Raw genomic sequence first — 10,207 nt, 5'->3', positions numbered from 1 at the left:
TGGTAGATTGTCATTCTGGTTGCCTATCTACAGTTGGGGGCAGCAATCACGCGGCGCAAATGCAAGCCGAATGATCCATGATAAGCCCATGGTGATGGTGATAATCATGTGTCCTGGTGTCAGAGGTCGCCGGGTCTCAAAAAACCTTGAAGACTGGGAGACCCAACAAACACCGCGCTTGAGCAGAAAAACTCGTTCTGAGATAGCACAAATAAACAAACGCTCTCGTTGCGGAGGGTTTTCTTTATCTATTTTCTCACGTCATTCCCCTACTCTTCCACTCGCGTATTCGCTGGCCCTTGGTGGGCACTACTTTGGACCTCAGTATCTCACATACGCATAAATGTTACTCAATGCTGCCACAACTCCTGTACAGAATGCCTCAACGGAAACAGGAAAGATTTCGCCTATTGGCAGGAATATTTCCGCGCATTTTCACTCGAAAGAGCTGCACATCCTCAACTGGCTTCTACAATCCACGCAGGCGGCACGAATACGTGCCAGGTCCAAACTGGTCGAAAATCTAGGACCACCTCTATTTCGGTGTGTAACCAATGCGCTCACAGAAACTAACAGTAGGTCGTAGTAGCTACATATATCACCGCAAAAGATGGAGCCTCGGGGCAAGCCATTACCTTACCACAGTTAACGGTAACTACAGACCTAACGGCGTGCTCAGGTTAAGTGGCATGAGAAGCTTGCTGTTGTTGGGGTGTTCTCAAGGTACTTCTTTATCGCAACCTTGAACGATCAAATATATTAGAATTGCTCGATCTGGTTTGGTGCGACGCTCAGGTTTCTTTCCCAAAGTTCGAGAAACCAAGGCAGTGCGAACATTTGCTCCACCATAAAACGCTCGCCAGTCTCTCCCAAATGGACTGAATCTACGTTGTATGGAAGCCCTTCAGAGCTAAGCAAATTGCAGCGAGTGTCGGGCTGACAGAAGAAGTCGTGAACTGAGATGTAGTTTAATCCATCCATATTTACCTTCGCAGTGCGAATAAGATCTAGAACACTCAGGTCAGTATCCAAAATGGAATATGGCAATGCATCGCTAGGGTCACCCTCCGCAATCAAATTCGCTAAATCAGGGCGGCTTTTGACGGCGTTGTAGCCCATGCCAAATGCTGTGGACCCTATGAATACAACCCTGCCGGGCGCACGCGCATTGAGATAAGCGTATGTTTGCGGCATTTCTTGGGTTGGAAGTACATCCCACATACTGCGTACAAGAATTAGATCTGCGGTATCAATTAGGGTTTCAAATCTCTCTGATCCGATCCTGGGGTAGTTGCCAAAGCAAAAACGGTCCTGAGGCGCCAAGTAATTTTCTATGTCCTGGGTTGTTGAAAGCACGTTCTTGCAACGGCGAGAAATGCCTCCTAAAACAATATCGAGTTTTTTGGTGCGGTCGCCAAAGTAAGCCTCAAGGCCTTCCAAAAGATCCCTTCCGAAGCTGTCACCAAGTATTAACAGTCGTGTGCCAGGTGACCCTTGGAACTCCGTTCGGACTCTCGCAACATGATAACTTTCTTTAGGTGTGTTGTCTAAGCTTCGAACAATTGCCTGTTCAACCTGTGTGAGCCGATTGGGGAAGCCATTAAACTGAGTCCCCAACAAACCAATGCTAGCCATCACGGTGATGCCAACACCACTGGCCAGAAAGATGAAACGTCGACCAACCTTCTTGCGATTTCGAAACGGTTGCTCGATCCAGCGCCATGTTATAGCCGCCAACAATAATGACAGCCCACACAATACAAGCATGACAACAGGTTGAGGCTCTTCTTTGAAACGCAGACGAGCAAAAGCGAAGAGTGGTTGATGCCATAAGTATGCGCTGTAACTCACCAGGCCAATAGCTACCAAAGGTCGCCAACTCAACACCCGCGTTGGAAGTGTGGTCGGCCCTGCCCAAAGAATTACAAACACCGTTCCGAGAACCGGCAGCAATGTGAGAAAGCTGGGAAAGGGCGAAGTCTTATCAATAGTTGCTACAGAAACACCAATCAGTGCCAGACCAAACCAAGATAGGAAACTATTCGAGGAAACCCCCCTCTTTTTGATGTGAAACGCGGCAAGCGCTCCTGCCAACAGTTCCCAAACCCGCGAAGGTGTCAGAAAAAAATTTGCTGACGGAGTATTGCGCCAGCCCCATTCACTCAATCCAAAGCTGACAAGTGTGATCAGTACTAAGCCTGAAATCAGTGCGGTTCTTCCCCAACGCCATGCAACTATCAGATACAACGGGAACAAAATATAGAATTGTTCCCCGATTGCGAGACTCCAGGTGTGCAGTAGAGGCATTTGTTCTGTGGCCTGCGCGAAGTAGCCACTTTGCAGCCAAAAGAATACATTCGATACAAAAAAGCTGACGGCCAAAATGCTGCCGGCAAACTCTTCGAGTTGATGCGGCAACATCCAAGACCATGCAACTGGTAAGCAGCATACGATAACGAAGAACAGCGCTGGTAGAATCCGACGTGCACGACGTTCATAGAACTGCACAAGATCTAAGTTCCCGTGCTCAAATTCGGCTATAAGAAGGGATGTGATCAGGTATCCACTGATAACAAAGAACACATCTACCCCCACGAACCCGCCGGCAAATGCCTCAAATCCAGCGTGGAAAAAAATTACAGGGATCACCGCTAATGCGCGTAGCCCATCTATTTCTGCCCGGTACTTCAAACAACCACCACGAAAAATTACGACAAGAAAAGTACCTGTCCACAAACTGGTTACAATTTGTCACGGACCGACCTCGTCAAGCAACGCTTTTGCGTTCGAGGTATCAGATTCTGAGAATGTGGTACTCCTGACGCAGAAAGCTGAACAGTGCGTCTCTCCATCTGAACTAGTCCAGAAACGCGGATATGGTGCGCTTCAAGAACCGCAGATCGATGTTCATGCTGGCAGGGTAGGGGGCGTGCATCCAATGAAACCGGCCGCCTATGAAGCAGCACGCCAGGCTACTCCTAGTTGGGACGTTTATTCTCTGGAAACTGAATGGTGTGACTGGATCGTCGAGCCCTCCGGAATGCGGCCAAGGCTTTTGTCGGAAATTGACGGAGCAGCAGGATCTGGCGCCAGGCGGCTTTGAGGAAAGCTAAGAGTTATTTAGTTGAGGGGGAAATTTCCGCGACCCGCGTGCTGACGGTTTTGGAGCTCAATCCACCTTGATGCCTCGCCATAGGTTTCTTAGCAGTGTAGAAAATTACGGCCAAGCTGGACACGCAAACATTCCAATAGATACTGTGTCTTTAGGATATCTACGCTTGATCGGCCGCATTTCTCACTCGCACCGTTGAAAGGAATCATATGACCAAATCCATTTCGCTTATCCCACGGATCACATCGGCTGCAGTTTATGGATTGAGAGCTGCCCGCCGTGAATTTCGAGCCGAACTTGATACCAGCTTGGCGTTGAATGAGCTGCAGCAGCAATTTGTTGAATGGAACGCGGAACGTCTAAATATAACGGTTGAAGAGAGTAGCGAGAGATTTCAAGCCTCAGCCAGTCGCTTCAGAGGAGGTCATTCGGGGCCGGAATTCCGGAAGTTCAACTCGCTAACTTACGATGTCTTTTTGCCTTTCTTTAGCGATGAGGAGACCGAATTATATCACTCTTACCATTTTCATAGTCGAATGCATTTTCTTCGGATGCTGTCTTACGCCAGTTTTGAGCCTGACCCGGCTACAACCCGTCTTATTGAGAATTTTACAAGTGGACAAAAAGTAGGAATTCTTGATTTTGGCTGCGGGCTTGCCCAAAGATCCCGTTGGCTTGCAGAGACTCTAATGAAAAATGGTTCTGAGGTGACGCTCTCACTTGCTGACATTCCAACTCCGCGAAAGGATTTTCTCGTTTGGCTGTGTGCAAAGGACGGGATAGATTTGCGTTTCCTGGAGTGCTCTCAGACTGCTCCGATCCCGGAGCTGCCTCAGAATATAGACATTTGTATAGCTACGGAGTTTTTCGAGCACGTCAGAGACCCAATCCAGTATTTTGATCGCTTTTGTGAGAGAATGCCGGTGCAGTCTTGGTTGATTACAAACGTAGCCGACCATACTGCGGAATACATGCATGTTTCCCCAAACCTTTCCTCTCTTAGACATCGAATAACCAAGGCCGGTTTTAGTGAGGTATTGGAAAACAAGGTATTCCAGAAGGTTTCATAATTCCTCGGTTTGCAACGAGGGAGTGGTCAAAGGGTTACTGTGTGACTTTACACTGTGGCGCAGACGTCCGCCTGCGGTGCTGATCTTCACTTGACTGGTCAGCATATTCTTTTCGGTGCGAGGTCAAAAAGGCTGGAATGAGGAACCTTGGGGTGGCGGCTCAAATCACTTCTAACAAGTATCATTCGACCTGAATAGCAAGCAATCGCCAGGCTCTGCTCCATTGAATGCGTATTTGCTCGGGAATTACTTAGTTTAACCACGTAGTTTGGCCTGTGCAAATTCAGCTTTGCAAAGGCCGGGTCCATATGTTTTTGCGAGCTGGAGAATTCGTCACCACTCAGCCCAAAATGTGCCAACATTGGCTATGAGACATAATAGTCTCGATACTGGCCCTTGTAGTAATTATACCCATCATAGGCGTATTTTGTGGCGCGCCCCTCGTTGATTAGCGTCATCACGAGACCTGCAATTGGGGCCCCGACGGAGCGCATTTCCTTCAATCCTTCGATGACAGCCGCACGTGGGGTTTTATCCCAAGCCACAGCATAAACGACTGCGTCCACCAATTGTGACAGGATGCGGGCGTCTGTCACCACCAGAGCTGGTGGAGCATCCAGGATCACATGGTCGTAGGTCTCGCTTAGCGACTTAATCAGATATTCAAATCGTTTCGAGGACAGCACATCAGCGGCGTTGATCGCGCTGCGGCGCTCGTTCGCATGAGTTGCCAGTACGTGAACGCCGGAGGTCGGCTCCTCGTAGATCGCGTCTTTGACCGAGGTTGTACCTTCGATCACAGATAGCAATCCGGGTTGTTGCTCTGTTTCTTTGAGCATGGAGCCCAGAGCAGCAATACGCAGATCGCAATCCAAAATGATCACGGACTTCCCCATCTGACGGCTGGTCATCGCCATCAGCATTGCACTCGTGGTTTTGCCTTCCCGCGGAACACTGGAAGTGAACATGATCACATTTGGTGGGTTGTCCACATTTGACAGCAGAATGCTGGTTCTGAGGTTGCGCACGGACTCCGCAAGAGAGGAATTTGGTTTGTTGCGGAGGTTCTCCAAGACAGCGGCGCGGGCCATTCGAGATCCAACAGAGGGCAGGGTGCCCAAAACTGTGAAACCAGACACTTCTTCCAGCTGTACGGGCGAACGGAATGTGTTGTTGAGGAAATCCAGCAAGAAAACAATTCCGACACCAATGGCTCCACCTAGGAACATTGTCAAAAGCATCGTACGGCGTTGTTGCTGTGACTGCGCGCGCAGAGGAACTTCTGCTGGCGACAGAATACGGGCGTCGGAAGTTTGCAGGTCGTCCTGCACGTCTGCTTCCTGTAAGCGGTTTAGGAAGTTTTCGTAAAGGCCCCGGCTGGCCTGGGCCTCGCGTTCAAGCTGGCGCAAGGTGACTTCATCCGCCGCTTGGTCGAAAGCTTTTTGCTCCAGTTCCCGTACTTGTATTATCAATGCCGCCTCCCGTTCCTGTGCGGCGATCAGGTCGTTTTGGGTGGCAGCAACGATCTTGCCTGCCTCTTCGAGAACCTGTTCCAGTATCTGTTCGCGCACCTGCTCAAGTTGTCGCTTGGCCAGCACTAAAGTTGGATTATCTTGAGACACCGATGCGTTCAGCGTAACGACCTGAGCGGCGATTTCGCTCTCCTGTTGCCTGATTTGGGATATCTCAGGCGACGCTCGAAATTCCGAAACCGTGTCGAGCGCATCAGGATCCTCCAAAGCGCTGCGCAACCGGTTGTAGTCGGCCTGAATACGCGTGGTTTCGCTTTGCGCCCCTATCAGCGTCGTATTTAAAGCCGCAAGTTGCTGTTGAGTTATGTCCAGGCTTTGGCCTCGCTCGGCAGCTAATGCGGAGCGCGCGGCCTCTACTTTGTTTTCTGCAGTTTCCAAATCAACCTGCAACTCCTCCACGCGAACGCTGAGCCAGTTTGTGGCAGCTTCCGTCGCTTCGAGTTTGGCTTCAAGCCGGTCGACGATATATTGGTTGGCAATCGCATTTGCGACATTGGCGGCTGTGTTCCTATTGGTCGAGACGAAAGAAATAGCGAGTACATTTGAACCACCCACAGGATCCAACTCCAGACCAAATAACACATTGCGGATAATGACTTGGCGTAGACGCTCTTCCCACGCGAGCTGACGAGCTTCGGCATTGGCGGCCGATGGCGGAGGCGGAGGCGGGGCGATCACGCCAAGATCCTCCAAAATGTCGACGATTTCGGGGGGGAGCGTAATATAACTTTCAGCGCGCTCCATAAGGCTTGGTACTGGTTCGCGTAAAGCCGGATTGAACTCGGGGTCCTGATCAAGGTTGAGTTGGTCCACCACACGATCGATCAGGTTGGTTGAAGACAGGATAAGCATCTGATCTTCCAGCGAAGCCCTGTCGGAGCCATCTTCGTTCAGAATACTTTCGATGACACTGCTTTGTTCGACGTTAAACATCACAGTGGCGGCTGCGCGATAGGTCGGAACAATTTGGGAATTTGACAAATAGGCGAGCACATAGGCGATCAGTAGGCAGATCGCGATTATCCACTTTCCATACCATAGCTTTAAGGCGATACCACGGATATCAATCGTGTCGTTGATGCCGTCCATGGGGGCTGTCTGAGGGGATGGTGCGTTCATTGGGTGTGACAGGATCAAAGGCTCAACTGAATTTTTCACGTTGTACACACCAGAATTAAAACCACTTTGTGACCAAAACAAGAACTCGCGTCCACACCCCTACTACTGGACATTGATCTGGGCGAGCCAATGGCAGTTTAGAGAGCATTGTAATTTTATACATAATATTTGCTCCGAGAGCGTGCCCACAATAATAGCATGTTTACTTACTGTCGCGGATATTCCACTAGCATGCTAAGTTATACACTGGAAGTGTGTCTAAAAGTGTCCCGGTTCGATTGCTCGTACTCGAATTTAAGCAGGTGCTGGTTGTGGAAATTATTATCGAGCGGGTTGTCCGCGTCTTAGCAATTTTGACGTTTCTCGCACTTGCATGGATGTGCCTGGGAGGGGATACACTCGTTGCAGCTCCAACACCGATATCGAGCTTTCTTGTGCATTTGTTGATTTTCTTCTTGTTGGGCGCCTTCAGCTATGTGGGGTGGGTAGAAGGGGCCTCACGTGTGACTGTTTTGATGATCGTGCTGGCTATAGCGTTTGAAGTCGTGCAGATCGTGTTGCCGGCACGCACTTTTCTCCCCCTTGATCTAGCCGGAAATCTGATTGGAGTGGGATTGGCCTGGATCTTCTACAAAGTCTTGCTGAATTTCAAGCGGACTATTCGGGTGTAGATCCTGCAACTCGGTCTTCGGAAGTCGGGGAGGCTTTAGCCGTAGGTTGTGGTGTGCTGTTTCTGCGTGAATCAGCTGTTGAGAAACTCTGCGCCCATCCCATTGCCAGGATAACCGAAAATAAGGCCGCAATTGCAGGTATTTGCAGGCTAAAGTCGAAAAGCGAATGGGTGGCCGCCGTCGCAATGACCGCAAAGGCAAAGCACGAAAACGCCCGGTTGCGTTTGCGCGTCACGGTCGCACGGTAAATACGAAAGGTGATGAGCAGAAGCGCGCTACAAAAAGCCGTTGCCGCCGGGATGCCCAGCTCGAACGTATTCTCCAGAAAAGAGTTATGTGCCCGCACCCATTCACCCACAGCCGCTTCGGCGGGCACGTACTGTCGGAACACATCGTGAAAAGATCCCAAACCATGGCCCAAAAGCGGGCGGTCCATGATCGCGCGCACCACTTCCGGATAAACAAGGAAACGCCCGTTTTCTGCCTCTGTCGCCAGTAACCTGTTGGTCAGGCCGGTCGCACTCGTCAGAATAACGAACACAACCACACCGCCAGCAATGAGCAGAAACCACGGGTTCCATTGTCGTCCTGAGCCTTTCCACGTGACCACAAACACGACTAGTCCAACCAGCCCTGCGACACCGCCAGCACGCGACTGCGTCAGCGATAGAGCCCCCAAACATAAAAGTGCGCCTAGAGCGTATATCCACGCACCGTTAAAGAATCGCTCAAGCATCTCACGCAATAAGTTTTGCCACCGAGCGTCGTCTGTCCGTGTGCCACTGGTGATGTGCAGATAGGCCGCAACATTCGCCAGAAAGCCGAATGCGGCATAGGTGGCATAGCTGTTCCGGTTGACAAATGTTGCGGTCACGACGGGCCCCTGCTCATTCTCTCCCAGAACTGGATTGTAGCCGGTTCCCATAGTGTAGAGGCCATAGGCAGCAAATGCAGTTGACGCGATGGCTACAGTCTTGAGCATCGTACCTGCGCGAGTGCTGATGACAGCAGAGCGGAACGCGATCCAGAAGATCATCGTATAGCAGAGGTATCGCATCACGATCTGGCGGCCTTGCCCAGGGTCCGCCGAGATGTAACCTGGTGCGTCGTCCAGAATCTTCCAGACCGGGTGGATATAAGGATCTGGTGGCCCGGGGATGAGTTGAGCCCAGCTCCATGCGACAGCCCCCAGAAAGAGAGTGGCAGGCAGCCATAATCCTCTGGTCTGTTCAGGAAGGCGTTGGGCGCTGTCAATGAACACCTGCACAACGAAGAGCATCAGAACTGCGAGGGACAAGAGTGTCCACGATACCGGCCGGTTGGCGCCAAGAGGTACAGCTGCAAGGAGCACACACACCATCAGCGCCCACATAAGAGCCCATTGCACAAAGGAGAAGCGTTCGTGTGGTTTCATTGGGCCCTACTTCTACAAGCCCATCAGCCTATGTCCATCATATCTGTGACACCAACCGTGGCGTGGCGCAGATGAAACACAATAAAGGCAGATTTCCAGTTTTGTTTTCAGATCATGAAAAGGCCACCAAGATCAGTAGACGTCAGAAGGGCAGGGGCCTAGACTGGCGGACGCTTTGACACGTGCGGGATGTGACTGTGGGAAAGTTCTTGTGCCGTCTTTTGACCGTCGCCCTCGTGATCGCTGCGGTTGTGAATTTCTCAACGGTGTTCGCAACCAGCCCTGCGTTCAACGAAGACGAGCGCCATGAGAGCGTGGTTGGCGGCTGGCGTGTGCCCAATAGCGCGGCGCACTATGACAAAGCCGAATATCTGCTTGAGCTTGGGTTCACCTATCTCAACGAGATTGGTTTGACCGTTGATCCTGACAATACGGGCGACGTGACGGTCATTGGCATGGAGGAGCTCGAGGCGCGAACCCAAAAGGCAATGGAACTGCTTGAACAGTCGCTGCGCCTTGACCCGGCCAATGCCTCCGGCTGGGCATATTTGGCGCAGGCTCAGGGGCGCAGCGATGACATCGATGCCATGCGCAACAGTTTGAAGCAATCATGGGAATTAGCACCCTATAACGTGCAGCTTGCGCCTCTGCGGCTGCAGCTCGTGCTTCAGACTTATTATGCTGGTGTTGATGCCCCAGAGCATGTGGCACCATTGTCAGAACAGGAAATTACGTCAGCGCGTCGGGATGGTATGGTCCTGAACGCGCAGTCGCCGGTCGAGCTTGAAAACCTTCTACCCAATGAAGATCCTCTTCGTGCCATGTTGGGGAATCTGGGAGACAGACGCCCTGAGAGCTAACCCGGTAGGGACAGATTTTCTTGGCTGACATGACCGGGCGAACTTTGAGCAGAAGGTAATCTCTCCCGAAGGTGTCGTGGGTGCACGCGACCGTACTCCGCCACTCTCATCGCAGCGCACATTAGATAACTCACCCTGGACGCGCAGCTGCGGCCCAGTAGCCCAATTTTTGACATAAAGAGGGTACACCATTGGTAGGCAGTAACCTAGCAAGGAAACCGTAAATTGACCGGAGCGCGGTGATGTTCAACAGAAAGGACAACCCATAAAATGGCAGTGTTCCTATTCGGCGTAACAGCAGGCTGGATATTTACCTTTGTCTTTTGGTTTGCCTGGTCGTTCAGCCTTTTACTAAGCTTGCTGTTGGGCTCCTTGATAGGAACGGCCACAATATTTGTTTTCTTAACAATACAATGGATGTTGCGGGTA

At 51.1% G+C, this 10,207-nt stretch carries 6 protein-coding genes; 3 read left to right on the top strand and 3 right to left on the bottom strand.

Annotation, left to right across the window (positions count from 1 at the left end; all coding sequences use genetic code 11):
• Positions 1-759: 759 nt before the first annotated feature.
• Complete coding sequence (locus ACR0JG_RS19545) at positions 760-2,736, bottom strand: acyltransferase family protein (protein ID WP_480572166.1); 1,977 nt, start codon at positions 2,734-2,736, stop codon at positions 760-762.
• A gap of 585 nt (positions 2,737-3,321) precedes the next feature.
• Between ACR0JG_RS19545 and ACR0JG_RS19540 the strand changes: the two genes are divergently transcribed.
• Positions 3,322-4,182: a class I SAM-dependent methyltransferase gene (locus tag ACR0JG_RS19540; protein WP_480572163.1), complete on the top strand. Its 861-nt coding sequence runs from the start codon at positions 3,322-3,324 to the stop codon at positions 4,180-4,182.
• A 365-nt stretch (positions 4,183-4,547) separates the two neighbouring features.
• Here the strand turns inward: ACR0JG_RS19540 and ACR0JG_RS19535 are convergent, their stop codons facing one another.
• Positions 4,548-6,803: a GumC family protein gene (locus ACR0JG_RS19535; RefSeq protein ID WP_480572160.1), complete on the bottom strand. Its 2,256-nt coding sequence runs from the start codon at positions 6,801-6,803 to the stop codon at positions 4,548-4,550.
• Positions 6,804-7,111: 308 nt separating this feature from the next.
• Here ACR0JG_RS19535 and ACR0JG_RS19530 point away from each other — a divergent pair, with 308 nt between their 5' ends.
• A complete protein-coding gene (locus tag ACR0JG_RS19530; protein WP_480572157.1) occupies positions 7,112-7,504 on the top strand; it encodes a hypothetical protein in 393 nt (130 codons plus the stop codon).
• On the opposite strand, the gene ACR0JG_RS19525 is transcribed toward ACR0JG_RS19530, so the two are convergent.
• Complete coding sequence (locus tag ACR0JG_RS19525; protein WP_480572154.1) at positions 7,491-8,801, bottom strand: O-antigen ligase family protein; 1,311 nt, start codon at positions 8,799-8,801, stop codon at positions 7,491-7,493. The genes ACR0JG_RS19530 and ACR0JG_RS19525 overlap by 14 nt on opposite strands.
• Before the next feature lie 314 nt (positions 8,802-9,115).
• Between ACR0JG_RS19525 and ACR0JG_RS19520 the strand changes: the two genes are divergently transcribed.
• A complete protein-coding gene (locus ACR0JG_RS19520; RefSeq protein WP_480572151.1) occupies positions 9,116-9,778 on the top strand; it encodes a hypothetical protein in 663 nt (220 codons plus the stop codon).
• Positions 9,779-10,207: the final 429 nt, after the last annotated feature.

The sequence above is a fragment of the Ruegeria sp. AD5 genome (assembly GCF_056542345.1).
The sequence above is the reverse complement of the archived record's forward strand: the minus strand, read 5'-3'. Positions and strand labels throughout refer to the sequence as shown.